Genomic DNA, 23,101 nt, shown 5'->3' with positions numbered 1-23,101 from the left:
GCACTCATGCCTGTCATCATCTCCCTGCTCCGTGGCGTCAACGTCGTCGGCCGCAATCAAATCAAAATGGATCAGTTGCGCGCGCTCTATGAATCCCTGAAATTCACCGGCTGCCAAACCTACATCAATAGCGGCAACGTTGTTTTCTCCACCCGCGAGCGTGACGTAACCGCTCTTCCCGCGCGCATCGAAAAAGCCATCGAACGCAAATTCGGCTTTCGCCCCAGCATCGTTCACCGCACGGCTGACGAACTTCGCAGCGTCATCGCGCGCAATCCCTTCGCGAAGCGCCTTGAAATCAATCCCAGCAAATTCCTCGTCGGTTTCATGGCAGGCGAGGCGAGCACGGAAGCCTGCGCCAAGCTTCGCGCGATCAACGTCGGCCCCGAGGAGATTCACTTCTCCTCGCGCGAACTCTACATCTATTTCCCCAACGGCGTCGGCCAGGCGGAACTCTCCTGGTCGTCCATTGATCGCGCCATGAAAATCCCCATCACCGGCCGCAACTGGAACACCGTCACCAAGCTCCTTGCTATGGCTGAAGCGCTCGAATCCTCGAAATAATCCGCCATTCTGAGCGAAAATGACGACGTCATTCCTGCCATTACCGGCCTAAATGTTATACTGCCGGTTCGTCTTTCCGGGCTTGCGCAACCCGTAGGGAGCTCACTGCAAAATGAAAATCGAGGAATTCAACGAGCGGCTCCGCGATTCGGTCCTCATCGCCGATGGCGCGATGGGCTCGATGCTCTATGAATTGCTCGGCCCGCAGCGCTGCCTCGACGAGCTCAACTCCACGCAACCCGAAGCCGTTTTCCGCGTGCATCAGGCGTATCTCGAAGCTGGCGCGCAAATTCTCGAAACCAACACGTTCGGCGCCAACCGCCACAAGCTTGCCGCGCTTGGTCTCGCCGACCGCGTCGCCGAACTGAACCACCGCGGCGTGAAAATCGCCCGCGAAGCGCGCGAAGCCTCGCCACACGAAGTTCTCGTCGCCGGCTCGATCGGCCCTCTCGGCATCCAGCGCCACGCGCAGCAGCTTCTCCCTGCGGAGATGGGCGAGATTTTCCGCGAGCAGGCGGTCGCCCTCGAAGAACGCGGAGCGGATCTCTTCATTCTCGAAACATTCAGCCAGCTCGACGAGCTTCTCGCCGCCATCGATGCCATTCGTTCTTTTTCGCGTTCGCCAATCGTCGCGCAACTCACCTACACCGAAGAGGGCAGCACGTTCGACGGCACGCGCCCCGAAGAAGCTCTGGCAAAACTGAAATCGAAGCAGGTTCAGGTCATCGGCGCGAATTGCACCATCGGCCCGCAGCTTTTGCTCCCCGTTCTTCGCGAACTGGCCAATGCTGCAAGAGATTCCGGCTTGCCCTTGAGCGCCATGCCCAATGCCGGATTCCCCAAGCGCGTCGGCGACCGCATCGTCTATCCGAAATCCTCGCCGGGATATTTCGCGCAATTTGCCCGCGACGCCGCTTCGCTCGGCGTGCGTATTCTCGGCGGCTGCTGCGGCAGCACACCCGAACATATTCGCGCCATGGCTGAAGCCATGAAGAATTTCCGTCCGTCGCGTGCTGCGCAGGTCGCTCCTGTGAATGGCGCCGTCGAAGAGACTCTCGAACCGCGTGAGAAAACTCTTCGCCTTGCGACGCGCGAGCCGGAAAGCCGCCTCTGGCGCAAAATTCAGGAAGGAAAATTCGTCGTCTCTGTCGAGATCGACCCGCCCAAAGGAACCGCGACGGATCGCGTGTTTGAGCAAGTGAAACGCGTGATGTCGAGCGGCCACGCTGACGTCATCGACATCAATAGCGGCTCGCACGCGCGCGTCGAAATGGATTCCCTGATGCTCGCCGGAGCGCTCGAGGCGCAAGGAATTGAGACGATTCCCCATCTCACCACGCGCGACGCGAATATCATCGGCCTGCAAGCGATGCTTCTCGGCGCTTGGTCTCTCGGCGGCGTTCGTAATGTGCTCGCCATCACCGGCGATCCTCCATCGCTCGGCGACCATCCGGAAATCAGCGGCGTGTACGAAGTGGATTCCATCGGGCTTGTGAAAGTGCTCGCGCGTCTCAATCAGGGCATGGGCTGGGCCGGAAAAAGCCTCGGCAGCGCCACGAATTTCACCATCGGCGTTGCCGTGAATCCCGTCGCGGAAAATCTAGAAGAAGAAATTCATCGCTTCCACGCGAAGGTCGAAGCCGGCGCGCATTTCGCGATGACCCAGCCGATCTTCGATCCTGCGCACTGGCACGCATTCCTGAAAAAAATCGGTGGCAAGTCGCCGATTCCCGTGCTCGTCGGATTATGGCCGCTCACCAGCTACAAACAGGCCCTGCGCTTGAATAACGAAGTCCCCGGCATCGTGATTCCCGAAGCCACTCTGAAGGAATTGGAATCCGCCGGAGCGGCGGCGCGCGACCGCGGCTTTGCCCTGGCGCGCCGCATGCTCGATTGGGCGCGTTCGGAAATGAACGGCGCCTATCTGATTCCGCCGTTCAAGCGCTACGAGGAAATTCTGGAGCTTTTTTCGTGAATGCCGCCGGGCGCGCGATTTTTCTCGCTCCGCGAATTGCTTCCGCGCATCCAGCGGCCAGTTTTTTCGTGCCCGCCGTTAAAAAAACCAGAATCGCTTCCGCGGCTTGCCCTCGCGCGGAGCTTCTTTCCACTGCGCCGGCTCCGGCAAATAGGGCAGCGGCCGCCCCTCCAGCGCCGCGCGCGGATTGGATTCAAAAAGCGCCCGCGCCATTTCCTCGCCTTTTTTTTCCGCGACCGCTTCGAACGCGGCTTTCAAGCGCAACGGCCGGGTCGTCAGGTTATGTGCGTCGCTGGCAATGAAATGAATCGCGCCCGCATCCAGCAATCGCCCCGCCGCGGCCTGCGCGCGCGAACCGAATCCTCCCGTGATCGCCTGCGCCGTCACCTGCACCAGGCATCCTTGCCGCATCCAGTTCCAAAGCAATTCCCACTGCGAACGAATCAGCGGATTGCGCTCCGGATGCGTGATGATGAGGTGCAGGCCCAAAAGCTGCAATTCGTGAAGCGTTCTGTCGATCGCCGGCGGAATCGAAAAATCGCCGAACTCAACGAGCAGGTAATTTTTCTGATTCAAAGTAAAGCGCAGTGGATCGGCGCGCAGCGCTTCGATGTTTTCGAAGGTCAGATGAAAATCGCAGCCTGTGGCGATCGCCAGTCGCTCGCCCAGTTTTTCCTGCAGTTCCTCGCGCCGTTCGCGCATCAGCTTCGGAGCGAACGCATATGTGCTGTTCGCGTGCGGCGTTCCGATGACGTGCGTCACGCCGTCTTCGATGGCCATCTCCGCCATTCCCAAAGACGTCTCCATCGAATCCGAGCCGTCGTCAAGGTCCGGAAGAATATGGCAGTGAATGTCGATCATGAAATGCCGAAGATAACCCACGAGCGCAAGAATGGAAAGAGTAAGCGCGATTTCAGATTCGAATTGCAGCGCCGCCGCACATGTGCGAATCTTTTTCGTCATGAAAATGCACAGGGCATTTGCCCTTCTCGCCCGAATCCCGCGCAAATGAGAATTCCTCGATGAACGTCTTCCTCTTCACTCTGCTGATCCTGATCTGCTCGCTGGCCGCGGGGTTGCTCGGATCGCTCACCGGCCTGGGTGGCGGCGTGGTCATCGTTCCTCTCCTCGTGCTCGTCTTCAAAGTGAATATTCACTATGCTGCGGGAGCGTCGCTCATCTCTGTGATTGCCACGTCCTCGGGCGCGGCTGCTGCGTACGTCAAGGAAGGCTATTCGAACGTGCGCATTGGCATGCTTCTCGAAGTGGCCACGACGCTCGGCGCGCTCTATGGCGCCTATCTCGTGGCTAAAGTTTCTCCTTCGGCGATTGCCGTCATCTTCGGGGTTGTGTTGATTTTGTCGGCTTATCTGTCGCTCCGCAAGCCGCCAAATATCAGCGACGCTCGGTCACCGGACCGCCTTGCTGCGTGGCTGCGACTGAACGGAGATTATCCGACCCCACAGGGACTCAAGGCCTATACGGTTCGCCGCGTGCCAGTCGGATTTCTCGTTTGCAACGTCGCGGGAATTCTTTCCGGCCTGCTCGGAATCGGCAGCGGCGCTCTCAAGGTTCTGGGAATGGATCAAGCCATGGAAACGCCGTTCAAGGTTTCCACCGCCACGAGCAACTTCATGATCGGCGTGACGGCCGCGGCCAGCGCGGGAATCTATTTTCACCGCGGCTACATTGACCCCTCGCTGGCCATGCCGGTTATGCTCGGCGTTTTGTTCGGTGCGTTTATGGGAGCGCGTATCATGCCCGGCGCGGCCACGCATTATCTCCGCGTGCTGTTTAGCGCCACGATTGTGGTCTTGGGAATCGAAATGCTCGTAAAGGGCTTGACGGGAAAACTCTAAATGGCCGAAGCGAAGCATGGATGGACCGACGAGCGTATGGACAGCACCATCTCGGTGCTTCTCCGCACCGGAGTCATAATTTCGTCCATCGTCGTCTTGGCCGGCGGAATCCTTTATTTATTCGAATACGGACTCCACATGCCGGATTACCGTGTATTTCAAAGAGAGCCCGCGAGTTTGATGTCATTTCACAGGATTCTGACCGGCATTCTTTCCTGGCATGGCCGCAATTGGATCCAGTTTGGACTTGTCTTGCTGGCACTCACGCCCGTTGCGCGCGTGGCTTTTTGCGTTTTTGTATTTCTGAAGGAGAGAGACTGGACTTATGTTTTTCTGACTCTGATCGTTCTTTCCGTGCTGGTTTTCAGCTTTGTCGGAAGATAAAAAACATGTCTGATTGGACCAAACGAATTCAAGACGAGCTTCGCGAAAGCGCCAGAGTGAAAGAAAGTTTTTCCGCTGAACTGCTCGCGCGCATCGCGCGTTTCGCCGAGATCGCCGCCGCGGCGCTGAAGAACAATCGCAAAATGATTTTCTTCGGAAATGGCGGCAGCGCCGCCGACGCGCAGCACATCGCGGCGGAGCTTGTCGTGCGCTTGCATCGCGACCGGCCCGGACTGTCGGCGATTTCTTTGGGAACAAATGCATCCGTGCTGACCGCCGCGGCGAACGACCTCGGCTTTGAAAATGTTTTTGCGCGCCAGATCGAATCGCTCGCTTCGCAAGGCGATGTCCTCGTGGCGCTTTCGACCAGCGGAAACAGCGCCAATATTCTTCGCGGTGCCGAGGCCGGACGGGTGCGCGGCGCTTCGCTCGTGGGCATGACCGGCGAGACGGGCGGGCATCTCGCCTCCAAAGTGGATCTGCTGATCAATGTGCCTTCGCGAAATGCGCAGCGCATTCAGGAAGCGCACATCACCATCGGGCATATCGTGTGTTCGCTCATCGAAGAAATGTGCTTTCCTGCGTCTCGCGCGTGAGGATATTTTTCTGCCTGCGTTAATTCCCTCCTCTGTTAACTGAAACGTATTGCAAATCGCTGAGTCGTTTGCTGTCGAGCCGCAGCGTAGCTAAGGTAGAAGGATGCCGAATGTATCAGAATCCGGTTCCTTGATGCCGGACAAAGGCCGCCGCCGCAGCCTGCGCGTGATGCTCTCTGTGACCCTCATTGTGCGCGGAAAAGGCTCCGACGGAAAAGAGTTCTCGGAAGAGACGAAGTCTCTGGTCGTGAATGCGCACGGCGCGTTGATCCAGCTTCGCTCTGAGGTCAAGGCCGATCAAAAAGTCACCATGATGCACAAAGGCACGAACGAAACGCAGGACTGCAGGATTGTCTACGTAGGTGCGATGCAGGGCGGAAAAGCGCAGGTGGGAATCGAGTTCGCCAAACCATCGCCGCAGTTCTGGCAGATCAGTTTCCCGCCGGAAGACTGGAACGCCGTAGAGGACTAACAGCGTTCTCCCGATTTTGCGCTTGCTCGCCGGAAGTCAATTCCACGCGGAAATTTCCCAGCGGCAATTGCGCGTCCAGGCGAACCGGCGTCTCCACCGTATCGTTTGCGAGCCACAGCGTGAAATGCTCGCCCGGAACTTCGCGGCCACTTTCGAGCAAGCGAATCGTAATTTTTTTCGCGATGTACTTGCCCGCTTCCACGGACACTTCTTCAGTTCCGCCGCTGCGCGCGACCATTTCATAGAGATCATCGCCGTCGTAAACAGGAATGCGCACTTCCGATGCAAGCCGCCAATCCATTTGACGAAGCGAATAAACCGCACTAACAGGATCGTGCGTGCCTTCTGGAACGATGATGCGCGTCCATCGCGCGTCAGAAACGTCGCCGGAAGAAATCAGCTCGGCGTAAGTGTCTTCGGGCTTTCCGGCCTCGTCGAAATGTTCGCGAAAACGAAAACTTGCGAGGCCGGCGAGTCGCGCATAAGAATCAGCTTCGTCATCAACGGGAAAAAGCGCGCGGGCCGGTTCCGCGGTGTGAACGGAGGCTCGAAAGTGCCACGCATCTTCGCCGAAAAAATTCCCGCGATCCACCACGTCCAACTCTGCATACGCTGCTCCGGCGTAACGCTGCCAGTCCACGCGATAGCGAAGCTGCTCGCCGATGCGAAAGAACGGAACGCCGTGAGAATCAGCCGGCGAATGCGCGCGAGCATTTGTAAGCTCGCAGAACAAAAATCCGAAACCGAGAAGGAAGAGAGAAAATAGGAGAACGCGGGCCGCGGATTTGTCACGCGAGGAAATGCGAAACGTGCTGTCGTTCATTTCGGAATATATCCCGGCAAGTCCGCGAGACTGTCGAGCAGCAAATCCGGCGGGCACTGATGCAGCTTGGCGCTGCCGAGGCCGTATGTCACGCCGCAGGCCCACGTGCCGGCGTTCCGCGCAGTGTAAACGTCGACATCCGAATCGCCGACCATCATCATTTCCTGTGGCGCGGCGCCGAAATCACGCAGCAGCGTTGTTAGTCCGATTGGGTCGGGTTTTTTCTTGTCGAAGCTGTTTCCGCCGTAGACGAACCGGAAATACTGGCTCATGTTCAAGCCATCGAGAATGGCCTGGCTGAATTTCACGGGCTTATTGGTGAGCACGGCCAGCGAGCGTCCCGCGAGCGCATCGAGTCCTTCGAGCACGCCGGGATACGGAATAGTGTTATCGAGAATGTGCTGGCGATAGTAATCGAGGAAAAATGCGATGCCGTCGTTGATTTCGCTCTCGGCGGCATCTTCGCCGAGCGCGCGCTTGATGAGCAAAGGAACTCCGCCCCCAACGTAGCCGGCGATCTGTTCGTGCTCCAGAGGCTCGCGGCCCAGATGCACGAGCGTGGCATTCATCGAGAGTACGAGATCGAGCTTCGAATCGACGAGCGTGCCATCGAGATCGAAAGCGAGCGCCTTGACGCCGGATATTTTTTTGCTGTTGTTGGAAACCGTGGACATTTTTGATAGTGGCCTGGAAATGGCTCCCTGAATCTTCCATTGTAGCGAAGCTCGGCGCAGTGCGCTGGCGTTTTTGCGGCGATGTTGGCGGACATTGGAGAGTGGCGTCCGCACTGCTACAATCGAATATTTCCGCGACGCGCGATTTATTCGTCCGAGGAAACGATGGCTGAGATTTTTCCATTCCGCGCAGTGCATTATGACGCTCATCGCGTCGCGCTGGAAAAGGCGCTGACGCAGCCGTACGACAAAATCACGCTGGCGATGCAGGACGCGTATTACGCGGCGAGTCCTTACAATTTGATTTCCATCGAAAAAGGCAAATCGCTTTCCGGCGATTCGCCGGAAAATAATGTTTACACGCGCGCAGCGAAAAATTTGGAAGATTGGCTCGCACAAGGCGTTCTTGTGCAAGACGCCGCGCCGGCGATTTACGCCTATTTTCAAAACTACGAAGTCCCGGGAACCAATCGCCATCTCGAGCGGCGCGGATTCATCGCGCTGGGACGATTGGCGGGCTACGAAGAAAAAATCGTCTTTCGCCACGAACGCACGCTTACCGCACCAAAAGTCGACCGACTCGAATTGCTGCGTCATCTTCGCGCGCAGACCGGCCAGCTTTTTCTGCTCTACGACGATCCCGCGAAGCGCGTTGATGCGCTGCTGCAAGAAGCAGCGAAGCAAACGGCGACAGCAGAGATGCGCGATGAATATGGTGTGGTGCATCGTCTGTGGACGATTTCCGGCGCGCCAACGATTGCGCGAATCACCGCGACGATGGCGGATCAAAAGCTGATCATCGCCGATGGGCATCATCGCTATGAAACCGCGCTGGCCTATCGCGACGAATGCCGCGCGAAGGCCGGGCGCGTCGACCCGGATGCGTCATCCGAGAAGGCGATGTGGACTTGCTTCAACATTCATCAGGAAGGGCTGACGATTTTGCCGACGCATCGCTTGCTGCGAAATCTGGCCAGCTTTTCGATGGAAAAATTCCTCAAGGCGGCGTCGCAGTATTTCAACTGGTACGCATATCCTTTTGCTTCGGCGGAGGAGCGTGCGGAAATCCTCGCCGATTTTCGGCGCGACCTCGAACGCCGCGGGCGCGCTGGACACACGATCGGAGTCTACGGCGGCGGCAAGGCGTTTTTTCTGCTCGTGCTGCGAAATGCGGCTGCGCTCGAACAATTGCTGCCGGATATTTCGCCTGCACAGCGGCGGCTTGACGTTGTCTTGCTGCATCGTTTGCTGCTGCACAAGTGCCTGGGAATCACAGCGGAGAAAGTCGCAGCGGAATCGAACATCACGTATGAGCGCGAAATGGATGCGGCGCTGGCGGCTGTCGATCGCGGCGAGGCGCAGGCGGCGTTTCTGCTCAACGCCGTGGGAGTCAAGCAAGTCGCGGAAATCGCGCTGGCTGGCAACGTCATGCCGCAAAAATCCACCGATTTTTACCCCAAACTGCTGAGCGGGCTGTGCATTTACGGGCTCTGAAGACGATATCCGCAAGGCAACCAAATACGTTGGACAAAGTGCTTATCTCTGTCGATTAGAAACAAGGTCGAGGGTTGTTTTGTTGGAGTTACGGGCGATTCTAATAATTCATAGGTCTGTCGATTAGAACTGCCAGTCGGGGGGAATTTCTCCGCGTTGGGGGAAATTGTGAAGGCTTACGCGCGCCTGCGGCGGATGCGCGGAAGGGTTCGGTTTACGCGGAAGTGGCGAGAACTGAAATCCGATCGATGGTCGCAGGTCAAGCGGGCCGATGGTGAAGGCGGTCGGCCCTACAGAAACAACGCGATTCGGGGAGTCGCGACGGGCGGGGTAAACCCCGCCCCTACCAAAGGCAACGGGCGCGGCAAGCAGCGCGCCTACAAACATAAGAGAGGCAAGGAAATGCGCCGAGGCGAGATTCTTCGGCGCAAAGCGTGCCTCAGAATGACAGATGAAAACCGAAGGCAGAGTACGTTATGCCAAAACGCGGAGACGCCAGCGGCGCTTCGCGCGGGCGCGGCAAGCGGCACCTCGCCACGGTGAGGAAGCCCTACAAACATAAAAAAGGCAAGGAAATGCGCCGAGGCGAGATTCTTCGGCGCAAAGTGCGCCTCAGAATGACAGATGAAAACTGAAGGCAGATTACGTTATGCCAGGACACGGGGGGCGTTCGGCGCAGGCGAACGCGAGTTGGGAGCCGCAGCAGGCACGAGGCGAGATCCTTCGAATTCGCCGAATGCGCTCAGGATGACAACAGAAGCAGGATCGAGTCGCTGCGCACCCTACAAAAAGCGAACAGCAGATTCCTCGTCGGATGCTAATCGCATCCTCACTCGGAATGACAAGTTACGGAGGGATCATGCCAAGATGCGGGGAGGCGAGCGGCGGTTCGGCGGGCGCGGCAAGCAGCGCCCCTACGAACATAAAAAAAGGCAGGGAAATGCGTCGAGGCGAGGTTCTTCGGCGCAAAGCGCGCCTCAGAATGACAGATGAAAACCGAAGGCAGAGTACGTTATCCCAAAACGCGGAGACGCCAGCGGTGCTTCGCGCGGGCGCGGCAAGCAGCGCCCCTACGAACATAAAAAAAGGCAGGGAAATGCGTCGAGGCGGGGTTCTTCGACGCAAAAGCGCGCCTCAGAATGACAAAGGAAAAGCAGAAGGCAGATGCGTTACGCCAGGACGCGGAGGGGACGCGATGGAGGCGGAGGCGCGGCGGAGCCGGGGGCGCGGCGGGGATATTTTGCGGCGACGTAATCATCGAGCAATTTGCGGAAAGCGGCGGCGAGTTCGTCGTACGTGCCTTTCAGCGTGACGGATTTTTCGCCGTCGATGTAAACGGGGCAGCTTGGTTCTTCGCCGGTGCCGGGGAGGCTGATGCCGATGTTGGCGGCGCGGGATTCGCCCGGGCCGTTGACGATACAGCCCATCACCGCGAGCTTCAGTTCCTCGACGCCTTCATACTGCGACTTCCATTCGGGCATTTTGTCGCGAATGTATTGCTGGGTGCGCTCGGCCAATTCCTGGAATGTGGAGCTGGTGGTGCGTCCGCAGCCGGGGCATGCGGTGACGCTCGGCGCGAAGGAGCGCAGGCCGAGAGCCTGAAGCAATTCGCAGGCGGCGTAGACTTCGTCGCGGCGGTCGCCGCCGGGGCGCGGAGTGAGCGAGACGCGCACGGTGTCGCCGATGCCTTCGCTGAGCAAAATCGCCATGGAGGACGCGGACCAGACGAGTCCCTTCGCGCCCATGCCGGCTTCGGTGAGGCCGAGATGCAGCGGCTGATCGGTTTTGCGCGCGAGTTCGCGATAAATGCTGACAAGATCGCGCGGACGGGAAACTTTGCAGGAAATAATGATTTGATCCTTGCGCAGACCGCAAGCGAGCGCGAGTTCCGTGGATTGCAGAGCGGAGATGACCATGCATTCGTTGATGATGTCTTCGGAGGCGAGGCCGAGATTGCGGTCGGTATTCTCCTGCATTTTCTGCATGACGAGCTCTTGATTGAGCGAGCCGCCGTTGACGCCGATGCGCACGGGCTTGCCGTTGTCGACGGCGACTTTGCAAATGGTAGAGAACTGTTCGTCGCGGCGCGCGCCTTTGCCGACGTTGCCGGGATTGATGCGGTATTTGTCGAGGGCCTTGGCGCAGTCGGGATATTTCGTGAGCAGAACGTGGCCGTTGTAGTGAAAATCGCCGATGAGCGGCGTGTCGCAGCCGGCATCGAGCACACGACGTTTGATTTCGGCGACGGCCGCAGCGGCTTCAGGAACGTTGACTGTGACGCGCACGATTTCCGAGCCAGCTTGCGCGAGTTCAAGATATTGCCGGACGGTGCTCTCGACGTCTGCCGTGTCCGTGTTGGTCATCGATTGCACGACGACGGGCGCGCCGCCGCCGACCTGGACTTTGCCGACCTTTACGCCGACCGTTTTGTGCCGCTGCGCGATTGCTGGTTGCATGGAGCCATCCCGGCGAAAAACTGCTTCCGCCGCATTGAATAGAATCATTCTATCGGAATTCAATGGAAGGATGCCAGTCGGCGAGGGTGTTTATTGCGAAACTATTCGCGGACGTGCTGGAAGAGACCGTAGAGGGTGATGCCGAGACCCAGGAAAAAGAAGAGCGGGAGGAAATAGGTGGTCAGCAGGGGCAACAAGGGAGCAAAGGGAACGTTGAATTTGTAGGGGCTGCTGGGAGACAGAAAATAGTCAATGGCGGCGACGAGCAGCATGTAGAAGAGGCCGCGGCGGATCGTACCCCTCTTCTGTGCGTAAGAGCGTGCACCGATCTGGGGCACACCAGGCACCGTTTCATGACAGTGCGGACAATCTCTGAATGAATCAGAGATCTTCCACCCACAAAATGGACATTCGCGAATACCCATATGCCCCTCGATGAGGAAGAGCGCCAAAATACAAGCGCAAAGTACTATGTTCAGGCTAGGTGACGAGTGTCACAGGGTCAAGCAAAGCGCTGGAGAATGACGCGTGAGAGGAAATCCCTGTACGAAGAGACAGGTGCGAGGGAGCGATGCAGACCGGGAGTCGCGCCGGCATTTCGCCGGCTTAGCCGTAAAAAACTCTGCCGAAAAAATCAGTGCGAGCCCGGAGCCACAGGAATGTGGACATCAGCGACGATTTTCTGAAATTCGGGATCGGAACGAAGCGAATCGAAGGCCGGGTCTATGCCGATATAGACCAGCCAGTCATTGCGATCCTCGTCCGCTTTTCGCAGTTGAGCCAGAGCTTCCTGCTTTTTCCCGATAAGCGCATTCAACATGGCCAAATGGTAGGGATTGATCGTTCCGGGCTCGGCCTCTTCGTGCATGGTGTCGATCAAAGCCTGAACAGACGCGTCGAAACCGCCGGTGCGATTCGCTTTCTCGATGATGGCGATGCGAGCAATTTGGCCCTGGCTGCGTAAATCGTTTTCGAGAGCCTGAAGCGCCTGCGGATGCTTGCCATCGCAGGCATAGGCGAGCCAGAGCTTGGTGCTTGCCGACGTGAAATTAGAGTCCTGCTCCAAGACCTTGAGAAACTCCGCTTCGGATCTGGCGAAATCGTGCTGATAGTAGTGCACCCATCCGACATTCGTTTGAATAATGAGCGACAGCGGATTCAATTCCCCGGCGATTTGCAATTGCCGCGACGCTCCGGAGAAATCGCGCTTCGCGGCGAGAAACAAGCCGTACCAGTGGTGTGCATGAGCGTCATTGGGATTGAGCGCCAGAGCGCGCAGAAATTCGGCATCGGCAGTTTTCCAGTCCCAATCGTAATGCCAGAGAGCGAATGCCAAGGCGGCATGGGCGGAAGCCAACGAATCATCGAGCGCGAGAGCGCGTTGTGCAGCGGTCTTGGCTTTGGGTATGGCGTCGCGGCCGGGTACGACGCCGTAATCGCTCAACAGATCGAAGCTATTGGCCAGCCCGGCGTACGCGGGCGCGAAGGCCGGATCCAGCGTGGTGGCTTGCGTGAAATACTCGACGCCCTTGTTCAGAGAGTCTGCCGTGCGCCGGTTTTGCGCGCTGAGGCCGCGAAGGTAGGCTTCGTAAGCCTGGACGCTGACAGGCCGGGCGTTTTCGAGGCGCGCTTGCTCTCCCGGCTGCAAGACGAGCTGGATGGTCTGGGCCACGGCGCGGGCGACGTCGTCCTGCAAAGCGACAATGTCGCGCGCGTCGCGCTCAAAACTCTGTGCCCAGATGTGACGATCATCGGCGGTTTCCACGAGCTGGGCGTTTATGCGCACGAGATCGCCGGAGCGCGCGACGGAGCCTTCCACGACGGCATCCACATTCAACTGCCGGCGGATCTCGGCGATGGGCTGATCTTTACCTTTGTACTGCATGACCGAGCTGCGGGATGTGACGCGCAGGAAACCGAGCTGGGCGATGTCGGTGGTCAGCTCGTCGGTCATGCCATCGGCGAAATAATCCTGGCCCGGATCTCCGGAAAGATTTTCGAAAGGAAGCACGGCCAAAGAGCGAATGCGTTGTTCTGCGACCGGAGGATTCGCGGCGCGATGACGCCAGTAAAGCCATCCCAAAACGAGGCCCGCGCAAATCACGACGATGACAACAGCGAAAACCCGGTCGTGAATTTTCGACTTGGTTGCCGAACCTCCAGCGGTTCGCTGCGGCATAGCGGAAACTGGACTCGCCGGTGGGTCGCCAGTCGGCTCGACCGTGACCGGCGCGATAAAACGGTACCCGCGGCGAGGAACCGTCTCCACAAAACGAGGATTTTCGGCATCGTCTCCGAGCGATTCGCGCAGCTTGCGGATGGCGGTGTTCAGACCGTCTTCAAAGTCGACGAACGTATCGGAGGGCCAGATGCGCTTCTGAAGTTCCTGGCGCGTGACGATCTCGCCGGGTCTTTCGAGAAGCATGGCGAGAACGTGGAAGGGCAGCTCCTGAATTTTGATTTTGGAGCCGCGCTTGCGGAGTTCCTCGAGGCGCAAATCTGCTTCGAAAACGCCGAATCGAGCAATCCTCTGAGGCGATGAGAGAGACATTGGCCAGAAACCGTTAGTCAATTCCTGCAGGTCGGTTGCAGGCCGTGATTCTATCACGAAGGACGCCGAGGGTCATGCGTCCAGTAGAGGCAATAAGCCTTTGAGGCCAGGCCGGTTGCCAGTACAGGATCCGTCGAGCAAATGAGCTTTGGGAGCCGATCCGACCTTGCGGAGGAGCAAAGCAAAATCATCAAGGGAGCTGACGATTTGGAGGGAACCATTCGCGCCGAGGGAATCGATTCGCCACGCTCTGCGAATTCAAGGGCCGAAACCGGCGCCCTTCGGCGCTAAAATGAAGCGGAATTGGCGCCATCCGGCCCGAACCCTATTGCATCTAAAGGCTCTGTGAGCGAAACATCCAATGCGCCTGCGGGCAAGTACTTCAGATGGAGGAATTCCATCCATGGATAAGAACGTGCCGCAATTATCGTACTCGGAGGTGACGCCGAAGGGCGTCTACACGAACCGGCGAAATTTTCTTTTTGGGCTGGCAGCCACAGGAGCCGCGGTCAGCGGATGGAAGAGCTTTTCGCAGTGGATGAGCGGACCGGCGACAGGGTCTGTGCCGGTGCAACTGAGCGGGTTCACGAAATGGGCGGGCAGCACGACGGAGCCCGTCACGCCGGAAAAAGACGTCACCACCTACAACAACTTCTATGAATTCGGCACGGACAAGGGAGATCCATCGGTCAACGCCAGGAATTTCCGCACGACGCCGTGGACCGTATCCATCGAAGGCGAAGTGAAAAAACCGCTCAAGCTGAACATGAACGACATCATGAAAATCGCGCCGCTGGAAGAGCGCATTTACCGGCATCGCTGCGTGGAGGCATGGTCGATCGTGGTGCCGTGGATCGGATATTCACTAAGCAATCTGATGAAGGTGGCGGAACCGACGCCGAAGGCGCGCTACGTGGCGTTCGAGAGCTATTACAACGTCAGCCAAATGCCGGAAGGCCCCAGCGCGGGAATTCCCCTCCCTTACGTCGAAGGCTTGCGCATGGATGAGGCAATGAATCCGCTGGCGCTATTGTGCGTCGGAATGTACGGCGAGACGCTGCCAAATCAAGACGGAGCGCCGGTGCGCGTCGTGATTCCGTGGAAATACGGCTTCAAGAGCGCGAAGTCGCTAGTGAAAATCCGTTTTGTGAAAAACCAGCCATCGACAACGTGGAATATGTCTGCTCCGTTCGAATACGGTTTTTATGCCAACGTGAATCCGCACGTTGATCATCCGCGCTGGAGCCAGGCGACCGAACGGCGACTGGGCGATTTTTTCCGGCGTGCGACGCTGATGTTCAATGGATATTCCGACCAGGTCGCCAGCATGTACACGGGCATGGACCTGCGCAAGAATTTTTAATCGTGAAGCGCGCGCTGAATTCCATCCTGACGAGCAAATGGACGAAAGTGGTTGTGTTTCTCCTTTGCCTCGTGCCGCTGGGAGTTCTCCTGTGGAAGGGCTATCAGGATGACCTGACGGCCAATCCCATCGAATTTGTCGAGCACTGGACCGGCGACTGGACGATCCGTTTCCTGATCATCACTTTGTGCGTTACGCCGCTGCGAAAAATGCTGCACCTGCCGCTGCTGATTCGCTTCCGGCGAATGCTGGGATTGTTTGCGTTTTTCTATGTGTGTCTGCACTTCCTGTCATGGGTCGTGCTGGACCATTTTTTCAATCTTCATGAGATGTGGACGGACGTCCTGAAGCGCCGCTACATCACCGTCGGTTTTACGGGATTTGTGCTGCTGCTTCCGCTGGCGATCACTTCGACGGCCGGATGGATCCGGCGCCTCGGCGGAAAACAATGGCAATTGCTGCATCGCGCGATTTATTTCGCGGCTATCGCCGGCGTGATTCATTATTACTGGCTGGTGAAATCGGACGAAACCAAACCGTTGCAATACGCCTGGATGGTCGGGACTCTGCTTGCGTGGCGCATCGGTTACTGGATTTACAGCCGACGGCAGCGCTCGGGAGTACGGACTCTGCCAAGCAAAGAACCCCCTACTGCAGAAATGGCCTGACGCCGCACTTCGCAGAAAATCGAGGATAAAAATCGCAAACCGGCAGATCCTCGGCCGGCGAATCCGGGCCTCCTCCTGTAACGGCTCTCGCGGCCTTCACGTCTCACACTGGGACAGCTTTTCTCGCGCAGGTCTGCACGCCAAAGACCTGGCTCTTCAGAGATGATTGCGGAGGATGATTGTGCGAAAGATCGGAATTGCTTTCCTCGCGTTGCTGAGCATCTTTGCGGTCCTGCCGGCCACGGCGCAAGCGCCGTCGCAGGCCGACCTGAACGCTATTTACACCATCAAGGACATCGGCTTCAATCATTCACAGGTGATGAACATCGAGAGCTACCTCACCGATGTCTATGGCCCGCGGCTCACGAATTCTCCGAACATGCGCGCCGCCGCGCAGTGGACAGAAGATCAGATGAAGCAATGGGGGCTGGCGAATGTGCACACAGAGCCGTGGCATTTCGGGCGCGGATGGTCGAACGAAAATTTTTCGGCGATGATGATTTCGCCGCGGCCTTATATTTTGATTGCGTATCCGCTCGCGTGGACTCCGGGGACGAATGGGCCGGTCACCGCGCCGGCCGTGCTTGCCGTCATCAATAACGAGCAGGACCTCGAGAAATATCGCGGGCAGCTCAAGGGGAAATTTGTGCTGACGCAAGTGCCACCTGAAGATCCGCTGCATTTCGACCCACAAGCGGAACGTTATACAGACGCGCAACTCGCCGAGATCGCCGCCGAGCCAGTGCCGGGCGAACGAAACACGGACCGCTTCGCGCAATTTCGCGCCATGCGGGCACTACGCGAAAAATTGCAGGCGTTTTTGGCCGCCGAAGGTGCCGCGGGATGGATACAAGCTTCGCGCGGCGACGATGGCACGGTTTTCGTCCAGTCCGGCGGGTCCTATGATCCGAGCGGTCCGGCATCGCTGCCCACCGTAGCGATGGCCAGCGAATGCTACGGACGCATCTACCGCCTGCTGGAAAAGAAAATCCCCGTGACGCTGCAAATCAACATCGCCAACAAGTTTTACGACGACGATCTGAATTCCTTCAACATCGTCGGCGAGATTCCCGGCACGGACAAAGCCAGTGAAGTGGTGATGATCGGCGGACACTTCGATTCGTGGCATTCGGGCACGGGCGCGACGGACAACGGCGCGGGCTCGGCGGTGATGCTTGAAGCGATGCGGATTCTCAAAGAAAGCGGCTTGAAAATGCGCCGCACGGTGCGAATCGGCCTGTGGACTGGAGAAGAAGAAGGCCTGCTCGGCTCGCGCGCGTATGTGAAGGATCATTTCGGCGATCCCACGACGATGCGACTCAAGCCTGAGCAGCAAACACTCGATGCCTACTACAACATTGACAACGGTTCGGGGAAAATCCGCGGCGTTTATTTGCAGGGCAACGAAGCCGTCGCGCCGCTTTTCGCCGAGTGGATGAAACCGTTCAACAATCTCGGCATGACCACGCTGACGATTCGCAATACCGGCGGGACCGATCACCTTTCGTTCAACGCCGTCGGGATTCCGGGTTTTCAGTTCATTCAGGATCCCTTGGAATACGAAACGCGGACGCATCATTCGAACATGGACGTTTATGAGCGCATCTCCGAGCCGGACATGAAGCAGATTGCGGTGATCGTGGCGTCGTTCGTGTATCTGACGGCCAATCGCGACGAGATGATTCCGCGGAAACCGCTGCCGCCACCTTCGACGAGCCCGTTCTGAGAAAATGAGGGGCATAAACGTGAAAAAAATCACTGCGGTATTAATCGTGGAGCGAGTGGAGCCGTGCGTCACATTCTGGGAACGGCTGGGTTTCAAGAAAACCGTGGAAGTGCCTGACGGAGACAGCCTCGCCTTTGCCGCGCTGAGCAAGGACAACGCTGAAGTGATGTATCAGACCTATGCGAGCGTGGAAAAGGATCCGGATGCGCTGAAATCGTTCGCGAAAGGCCCGACTTTTCTTTATGTCGAGGTGGAAAATCTGGAGGATACGATCGCGGCGTTGAAAAATGCGGAGGTGGTGATGCCGGTGCGGACGACGTTCTATGGCGCGAAAGAAATCGGTGTGAAAGATCCGGGCGGGCACATCATCACATTCGCGCAGTTCGCAGCGGCGGCGCAGGGGTAGGCTGCGTATCGCAGCGGCGAGCGAAGGATGGTGGGCCCGCTAGGATTCGAACCTAGAACCAACGGATTATGAGTCCGCTGCTCTAACCGTTGAGCTACGGGCCCGCGCGTATGGCCATTTTATACTGAAACGAGTGGCGAGGCTGCGGAAGGATTGTCGCCGAGCGCTTTGCGAGCTTCGATTCCCGCGAAAGATGCGCCCGAAAAAACCGTGGAAATTGCGCTGATCGAAGAGACGCAACATCACAAATCGCGACGGCCAAAGTGATAGATTGCGATGACGAACGCAACGAATAGATAAAATCCCGCGTAGCCGATCATGGCTCCGCTCGGAATCGAGACATTGGCGAATGGCGAGAAAGGCAGCGAGCCCGCCAGCGGCGTTTGCATTTCGAACGCGGCGCGACGCCAAATCGATTCGCTCGGCATCACGAGGCTTGTGAAGATGCCGACCGCGACCAGGCGGGGACTTTCCGTGAATCCGCTCATTTGCTCGAGCCATCCTCCCATGAACGCGAGACCGTGAAGGCCGAGCACGATGACGCCATTTGTCAGCGTGGAAAACCAGGTGCCGAACATCAGCGTGGCGCTCAAGACCAGCAGGCATTCCAGAAAAACCAGCAGCGCGCCATGAACAGGATTTTCGGGCGCCACGCCGCTCAAACCATAGGCGACGGCGATTGTCCCGCCGAAAGTGAGCGCGACGAACGCGGCGATCATGCCCACAAATCCAACCCATTTGCCGAGAAGAATCTGCCAGCGCGGGACGGGCTTCGTGGCGATCGCATGAATCGTGCCGGAATTGATTTCGCCCGAAATCGTGTCGACGGAAGTCAGGATCGTCATCACGACGGCGAGCAGGTCCACGACGTAAAGCCCGATCATCAACATGGAGCTGAGCACTTCGTATCGAATGAACGGCGCAGTCGAACGCGCGTCGAAATCCTTCATTTGAAAATGCAGCGCAAGCCCAAACAGTAGGAGGAAACCGAGGCCGGCGAGCAGCGCCGTCCACAGAATTTTTTTGCGCGCGGCTTCGCGAAACGTGATTCCCGCCATGACCCAGCAGCCTCTCACAGTCCGCGATCCTCCCCCATGATGCGCATGAAGAGATCCTCGAGCGAAGCGCGTTCCGGCGTGAAGGAATAAACATCCGCGCCGGAAGCGGCGAGATGGCGGAGCACATCCGGAACAATCTCTGCCGAGCGCATCGTGACGATGAGTTGCTCGCCTTCGAGATTCACCGAAGTGGTCCACGCGGCCAGCCCGGCGATTGCCTGCTGCGAAAGCTTTCGCACACGCGCGACGGCGCGCACCTCTTCCTGGCCAAGCGCGCTCAGATTTTTTGCAGCGACTACTTCGCCGTCTTTGAGGAAGGCCACGTTGTCGCACGTGATCTCCACTTCGCTGAGCAAATGCGAATTCAAGAACACCGTCGCGCCGCGTTCGCGCTGCGCGCGAATCACGTCGCGCACCAGCCGGCGCCCCATGGGATCGAGCCCCGAAGTCGGCTCATCGAGAAAAATAATCTCCGGTTCATGAATCAGCGCCTGCGCCAGACCGATGCGCTGCATCATGCCCTTCGAGAAATCGTGAACGTGTTTGTCGCGGTGGGGCGTGAGTCCCACGAGATCGAGCATTTCCGGAATGCGCTCGCGCAGCCGCGCGGCGGACATTCCGCAAAGGCGTCCGTGAAAACGCAGCAGTTCGGCGGGCGTCAGCCAGTCATAAAAACGGAAATGTTCCGGCAGGAATCCGATTTTGCGGCGGACTTCCACGTTTCCGGCGGGCGCGCCGAGCACATAACCTTGACCGCTTGTCGGCTTCACCAGCCCCAGGAGCATTTTGATCGACGTGCTCTTCCCCGCGCCATTCGGCCCTAGAAATCCGAAGATGGAGCCGCGCGGCACGGTGAGCGAAAGCTTGCGCACTGCGACCTTGCGGCCGTATTCCTTGCGCAGATCCTGCGTATGAATAGCGAAGTTATTTGCGGCTGGCAGTTGCGTCTCCCGGAGTCATCATTATTGCAGCGAATTCGCCAGAGAGACGGCGTCGCTCGGATCTCCAAATCCCGTAAGCGAATAAACGATTCCATTCTTGGACCATAGAAGCGCGTAGGTCGGGCCGCGTCTGCCGGCCATGTTCAGCAGCGTGCCTTGAGCGCCGTTGACTTTCACCACTTCATAAGAACGCATGAAGCGCGGAATCGAGACTCCGAGCGTTGCTTGCCAGTTCACTGTTTGCAGGAACTGCCTCGCTTGCGGCGGAGTCATTCCCGCGAGTTCCAGACCGATCTCCGCGAGCTGCTGCAAGTCCAAACCAAGCGGCGCATTTACCACGGGACTTGGGCCTTCGCTGAGCATCACGCAATTGTCGTATTGCATGGTGGAAGGCGGGGGAGTCGCAACATTGGCGGTCGCGCTGGGCCGACCGGGACACGTGCCGTAGCGCGCGTGGACAGTCTTGGGAACTGTCACGGCAACTGTGGCGCCGTCGAGCGATTGCGGCAGAACCAAGTCCGGGCGCCCAGCCTCCTTCAGGATTGCCTGAAGCCGCGTGCGATCTACAGTCAGATTGAAGGCGTGCTCGCCGGCGACGGTGATTTCGGGAGCATCTTTACGGCCCGCGAAAAGCTGCACGGAAAAGCCTGCCAGCTTGCTCGCTGCTGCGGCGTCCGATGCGGGCTGCGCTTTTTCGTTGACGGTCACGGCGACCTTGTCTGAAATCATTTGCGTCACCATCTGTTGCAGCGCCGCATTGGCATTCGGCCCTACAAAATTCGACAGGTCCACGTTGACTGCCTGCGCTTTCCGCATTCTCAGGGAATCGAAGAAGTTTTGCGTCAAACGGCGCGTGCCTCCAAACCCAAACCACGCGGCAAGAATTAGGATGACAATGACGGCCGCGCCGATGGTTCTGCCGCGCGCGGAAGAATTATTCCCCATGCGTACCCCTCCTGGTTTTCACGAAGAGACTACCCCGGCCGTCCCGATCCAGCCTTAAATCAAAATTAATTTACGTTTAGCTTCTCTGTTCCTGCTTTTCCGGATTCACGGTTCGTGGTATGGGTTTGTTCCGTCTCGCTTCGCCGGAGGAATATCATGAAAACAATTACGGGAAAAAACTATTTCGCATTTCTGGCAGCACTATTCGTCCTGACGCTTGGAATGCCCGTGCGCGCAGCCGAGCCTATCGAGCTCGTAGCGAAATATCCGATGCCGGCGGATGTGAAAGGCCGCTTCGACCATCTCAGTGTCGATGTGCGCGGCAATCGCCTGTTTCTTGCAGCGGAAACCGCTCATGAAGTTCTCGTCTTCAACTTGCACACCGGCAAATTTATCCGCGCCATCACCGGCATTGGGATTCCGCATGCCATCTTTGTGCGCGAGGACCTCAACCGCATTTTTATCACCGACGGCGGCGCCGGCGAGGTGAAGATGTACAATGGCCGGACTTATCGCTTGCTCGGCGCGGCAAAGCTCAGGGTCGATTCCGATTCCATCGGCTATGATCCCGCGACGCATTTTCTGTACGTCGTCAACGGCGGCGGCGATGCGCACGAAACTTTCTCCATGCTCAGCGTGATCAATACGAATACGGGAAGGAAAGTCGCGGACATCCAGATTGATGGCGACACGCTCGAAGCCATGGCTATCGCAAAAGGCAGCGCGAAGATCTACCAGAACAATCCTTCAAAGAGCGAAGTGGACGTGATCAACCGCGAAACTCGGAGACTTCTCGCGCGGTGGCCCGTCACGATGGGCAAGCGTAATGTGGCCATGGCTTTCGATGAAGCATCGCATCGGTTATTCGTTGCATGCCGCAGCGGTGTCATCGTTGTTTTCGATAGCGAAACGGGAAAAGAGCTTCAAACCTTGCCTATTTCCACGGGAGTTGACGACCTGATTTTCGATGCGCAATCGAAGAGGATTTACGCCTCGTGCGGCACTGCGCCCGGCGCGCTTTTCGTCTATCACGAGGATGACGCAGATCATTACTCGTTACTGGACAAAGTTAGTTCAGCGCCCGGCGGCAAGAATGAAGTTCTCGCGCCTTCGCTGGGACGCTTGTTCATTACCGTTCCTCCACAGGGCACGGCTCCGGGCGAGGTTTACGTGTACGCGGTTCAGTAATTTAAGGTTGCACCGCAGGAATTTTGTGCAGGGAAACCTCGTGTGCTTATCTCTTTGCGCGAGGCCTGTGCTCTCTCTACTAGGAATCCACTGGCCGCAAAGCTTGCTCTGCAGCCAACCCTAAGCGCTCGCCGCCTGAGTAAATGACGAAGCGCTGGTCACGCAGAAAACCGATCAGCGTCATACCCATTTCGCGCGCGAATTGCACTGCGAGGCTCGAACATGCGGAAACGGACGCGACAACGGGCACACCCGCCATCGCGGCCTTCTGCACAATTTCGAATCCGCCGCGCCCGCTGACCATCAACAGACAATCGGAAAGCGGCTGCTTGCCTTGCATCAGCGCCCAGCCAATGATTTTATCCACGGCGTTGTGGCGGCCAATGTCTTCTCGTTCGAGGATGAGCTTGCCGTTCGCGTCGAACAATCCCGCCGCGTGCAACCCTCCCGTGCGGCCGAAGATTTGCTGTCCCGCGCGCAGCGCCTCCGGAATGCGGCACAAAATTTCCGGCTCGATGCGCAATTGCGATTGAATCGTTTTCACTCCGCGGGCGCGCACCGCGTCGATGGAAGCCTTGCCGCAGATGCCGCAACTCGAAGCGGCGAAAAAATTTCTTCGCGTCTTCTCCAATTCGAGGTCTGTGTTGGCGGATAACTCGACCAAGACGATATTTCCGCGCTCTGCCGCCTTGCATTCCTGCGCATGTGCGATGGACAAAATCTGATCGCGTGTTTGAATGATCCCTTCGGTGAAAAGAAAACCCGCGGCCAATTCCAAATCGTGGCCCGGCGTGCGCATTGTGACGCTCAGCGCGCGCCCATTGGCGCGAATTTCCAGCGGCTCTTCGCCCGCCAGATAATCCTGCGCAGCGCGAACACGGCCAGCGGCCCACTCGTGAATCAGCGTGACATCAATATCGCGCGGGCCTGCTGCCATTGGCTTTCTCCAGCTATTCCT

Annotated in this window: 22 protein-coding genes and 1 tRNA gene; 12 read left to right on the top strand and 11 right to left on the bottom strand. The window is 57.9% G+C overall.

What is annotated here, in order from left to right; genetic code table 11:
- The first annotated feature begins 6 nt into the window (after nucleotides 1-6).
- Both VGR81_14705 and VGR81_14700 read left to right on the top strand, forming a co-directional pair.
- Nucleotides 7-564 carry a DUF1697 domain-containing protein gene (locus tag VGR81_14705; protein ID HEV2290190.1) on the top strand — a complete coding sequence of 186 codons (558 nt, stop codon included), beginning with the start codon at nucleotides 7-9 and terminating at the stop codon, nucleotides 562-564.
- A 112-nt stretch (nucleotides 565-676) separates the two neighbouring features.
- Complete coding sequence (locus tag VGR81_14700) at nucleotides 677-2,539, top strand: bifunctional homocysteine S-methyltransferase/methylenetetrahydrofolate reductase (GenBank protein HEV2290189.1); 1,863 nt, start codon at nucleotides 677-679, stop codon at nucleotides 2,537-2,539.
- A 78-nt stretch (nucleotides 2,540-2,617) separates the two neighbouring features.
- On the opposite strand, the gene VGR81_14695 is transcribed toward VGR81_14700, so the two are convergent.
- Nucleotides 2,618-3,502, bottom strand: a complete 885-nt coding sequence (locus VGR81_14695) for a CpsB/CapC family capsule biosynthesis tyrosine phosphatase (protein HEV2290188.1) — start codon at nucleotides 3,500-3,502, stop codon at nucleotides 2,618-2,620.
- 59 nt (nucleotides 3,503-3,561) lie between these two features.
- Here VGR81_14695 and VGR81_14690 point away from each other — a divergent pair, with 59 nt between their 5' ends.
- The 4 genes from VGR81_14690 to VGR81_14675 all read left to right on the top strand — a co-directional run bounded on the left by VGR81_14690 (nucleotide 3,562) and on the right by VGR81_14675 (nucleotide 5,850).
- Complete coding sequence (locus VGR81_14690) at nucleotides 3,562-4,398, top strand: sulfite exporter TauE/SafE family protein (GenBank protein ID HEV2290187.1); 837 nt, start codon at nucleotides 3,562-3,564, stop codon at nucleotides 4,396-4,398.
- The gene (locus tag VGR81_14685) at nucleotides 4,399-4,782 is read left to right on the top strand and encodes a DUF1634 domain-containing protein (GenBank protein ID HEV2290186.1); all 384 of its coding nucleotides are present in this window, start codon (nucleotides 4,399-4,401) and stop codon (nucleotides 4,780-4,782) included.
- A gap of 5 nt (nucleotides 4,783-4,787) precedes the next feature.
- Entirely contained in the window at nucleotides 4,788-5,378 is a 591-nt protein-coding gene (locus VGR81_14680; GenBank protein ID HEV2290185.1) for an SIS domain-containing protein, read from the top strand.
- A gap of 103 nt (nucleotides 5,379-5,481) precedes the next feature.
- Nucleotides 5,482-5,850, top strand: coding sequence for a hypothetical protein (locus VGR81_14675; GenBank protein ID HEV2290184.1), 369 nt, complete (start codon nucleotides 5,482-5,484; stop codon nucleotides 5,848-5,850).
- Here VGR81_14675 and VGR81_14670 read toward each other — a convergent pair.
- Together VGR81_14670 and VGR81_14665 are read right to left on the bottom strand one after the other, a co-directional pair.
- Nucleotides 5,810-6,673, bottom strand: a complete 864-nt coding sequence (locus VGR81_14670; GenBank protein HEV2290183.1) for a DUF3108 domain-containing protein — start codon at nucleotides 6,671-6,673, stop codon at nucleotides 5,810-5,812. The genes VGR81_14675 and VGR81_14670 overlap by 41 nt on opposite strands.
- A complete protein-coding gene (locus VGR81_14665; GenBank protein ID HEV2290182.1) occupies nucleotides 6,670-7,347 on the bottom strand; it encodes an HAD-IA family hydrolase in 678 nt (225 codons plus the stop codon). The genes VGR81_14670 and VGR81_14665 overlap by 4 nt, the downstream gene beginning before the upstream one ends.
- A gap of 165 nt (nucleotides 7,348-7,512) precedes the next feature.
- Here VGR81_14665 and VGR81_14660 point away from each other — a divergent pair, with 165 nt between their 5' ends.
- Nucleotides 7,513-8,841: a DUF1015 domain-containing protein gene (locus VGR81_14660; GenBank protein HEV2290181.1), complete on the top strand. Its 1,329-nt coding sequence runs from the start codon at nucleotides 7,513-7,515 to the stop codon at nucleotides 8,839-8,841.
- Between the two features lie 1,169 nt (nucleotides 8,842-10,010).
- On the opposite strand, the gene ispG is transcribed toward VGR81_14660, so the two are convergent.
- The 3 genes from ispG to VGR81_14645 all read right to left on the bottom strand — a co-directional run bounded on the left by ispG (nucleotide 10,011) and on the right by VGR81_14645 (nucleotide 13,848).
- Nucleotides 10,011-11,297 carry a flavodoxin-dependent (E)-4-hydroxy-3-methylbut-2-enyl-diphosphate synthase gene (gene ispG / locus VGR81_14655; protein ID HEV2290180.1) on the bottom strand — a complete coding sequence of 429 codons (1,287 nt, stop codon included), beginning with the start codon at nucleotides 11,295-11,297 and terminating at the stop codon, nucleotides 10,011-10,013.
- A gap of 101 nt (nucleotides 11,298-11,398) precedes the next feature.
- On the bottom strand, nucleotides 11,399-11,635 hold the full coding sequence (locus VGR81_14650) for a hypothetical protein (protein ID HEV2290179.1): 237 nt from the start codon (nucleotides 11,633-11,635) through the stop codon (nucleotides 11,399-11,401).
- A 296-nt stretch (nucleotides 11,636-11,931) separates the two neighbouring features.
- The gene (locus VGR81_14645) at nucleotides 11,932-13,848 is read right to left on the bottom strand and encodes a winged helix-turn-helix domain-containing protein (protein HEV2290178.1); all 1,917 of its coding nucleotides are present in this window, start codon (nucleotides 13,846-13,848) and stop codon (nucleotides 11,932-11,934) included.
- Between the two features lie 403 nt (nucleotides 13,849-14,251).
- Between VGR81_14645 and msrP the strand changes: the two genes are divergently transcribed.
- From msrP to VGR81_14625, 4 genes are all read left to right on the top strand, one after another.
- Nucleotides 14,252-15,211: a protein-methionine-sulfoxide reductase catalytic subunit MsrP gene (msrP, locus tag VGR81_14640; GenBank protein ID HEV2290177.1), complete on the top strand. Its 960-nt coding sequence runs from the start codon at nucleotides 14,252-14,254 to the stop codon at nucleotides 15,209-15,211.
- A 2-nt stretch (nucleotides 15,212-15,213) separates the two neighbouring features.
- Nucleotides 15,214-15,879 carry a protein-methionine-sulfoxide reductase heme-binding subunit MsrQ gene (locus VGR81_14635; GenBank protein HEV2290176.1) on the top strand — a complete coding sequence of 222 codons (666 nt, stop codon included), beginning with the start codon at nucleotides 15,214-15,216 and terminating at the stop codon, nucleotides 15,877-15,879.
- Nucleotides 15,880-16,060: 181 nt separating this feature from the next.
- Nucleotides 16,061-17,605 carry a M20/M25/M40 family metallo-hydrolase gene (locus tag VGR81_14630; protein ID HEV2290175.1) on the top strand — a complete coding sequence of 515 codons (1,545 nt, stop codon included), beginning with the start codon at nucleotides 16,061-16,063 and terminating at the stop codon, nucleotides 17,603-17,605.
- A gap of 19 nt (nucleotides 17,606-17,624) precedes the next feature.
- Nucleotides 17,625-18,011 carry a VOC family protein gene (locus tag VGR81_14625; GenBank protein ID HEV2290174.1) on the top strand — a complete coding sequence of 129 codons (387 nt, stop codon included), beginning with the start codon at nucleotides 17,625-17,627 and terminating at the stop codon, nucleotides 18,009-18,011.
- Nucleotides 18,012-18,039: 28 nt separating this feature from the next.
- On the opposite strand, the gene VGR81_14620 is transcribed toward VGR81_14625, so the two are convergent.
- The 4 genes from VGR81_14620 to VGR81_14605 all read right to left on the bottom strand — a co-directional run bounded on the left by VGR81_14620 (nucleotide 18,040) and on the right by VGR81_14605 (nucleotide 20,955).
- Nucleotides 18,040-18,115: transfer RNA gene (locus VGR81_14620), tRNA-Ile, on the bottom strand.
- Nucleotides 18,116-18,253: 138 nt separating this feature from the next.
- Nucleotides 18,254-19,087, bottom strand: a complete 834-nt coding sequence (locus VGR81_14615) for an ABC transporter permease (GenBank protein ID HEV2290173.1) — start codon at nucleotides 19,085-19,087, stop codon at nucleotides 18,254-18,256.
- The gene (locus tag VGR81_14610; protein ID HEV2290172.1) at nucleotides 19,084-19,941 is read right to left on the bottom strand and encodes an ABC transporter ATP-binding protein; all 858 of its coding nucleotides are present in this window, start codon (nucleotides 19,939-19,941) and stop codon (nucleotides 19,084-19,086) included. Before VGR81_14610 ends, VGR81_14615 begins: the two co-directional genes overlap by 4 nt.
- A 90-nt stretch (nucleotides 19,942-20,031) precedes the next feature.
- Nucleotides 20,032-20,955, bottom strand: a complete 924-nt coding sequence (locus VGR81_14605; protein ID HEV2290171.1) for a hypothetical protein — start codon at nucleotides 20,953-20,955, stop codon at nucleotides 20,032-20,034.
- 156 nt (nucleotides 20,956-21,111) lie between these two features.
- On the opposite strand from VGR81_14605, the gene VGR81_14600 reads away from it, so the two are divergent.
- Nucleotides 21,112-22,143: a YncE family protein gene (locus VGR81_14600; GenBank protein HEV2290170.1), complete on the top strand. Its 1,032-nt coding sequence runs from the start codon at nucleotides 21,112-21,114 to the stop codon at nucleotides 22,141-22,143.
- 79 nt (nucleotides 22,144-22,222) lie between these two features.
- Here the strand turns inward: VGR81_14600 and fdhD are convergent, their stop codons facing one another.
- The gene (gene fdhD / locus VGR81_14595) at nucleotides 22,223-23,080 is read right to left on the bottom strand and encodes a formate dehydrogenase accessory sulfurtransferase FdhD (GenBank protein HEV2290169.1); all 858 of its coding nucleotides are present in this window, start codon (nucleotides 23,078-23,080) and stop codon (nucleotides 22,223-22,225) included.
- Between the last annotated feature and the right edge of the window lie 21 nt (nucleotides 23,081-23,101).

The sequence above is a fragment of the Candidatus Acidiferrales bacterium genome (genome assembly GCA_035934015.1).
Classification (GTDB): domain Bacteria; phylum Acidobacteriota; class Terriglobia; order Acidiferrales; family UBA7541; genus DAHUXN01.
Note: the sequence above shows the minus strand (reverse complement) of the source record. Positions and strands in the feature narration are given on the sequence as shown.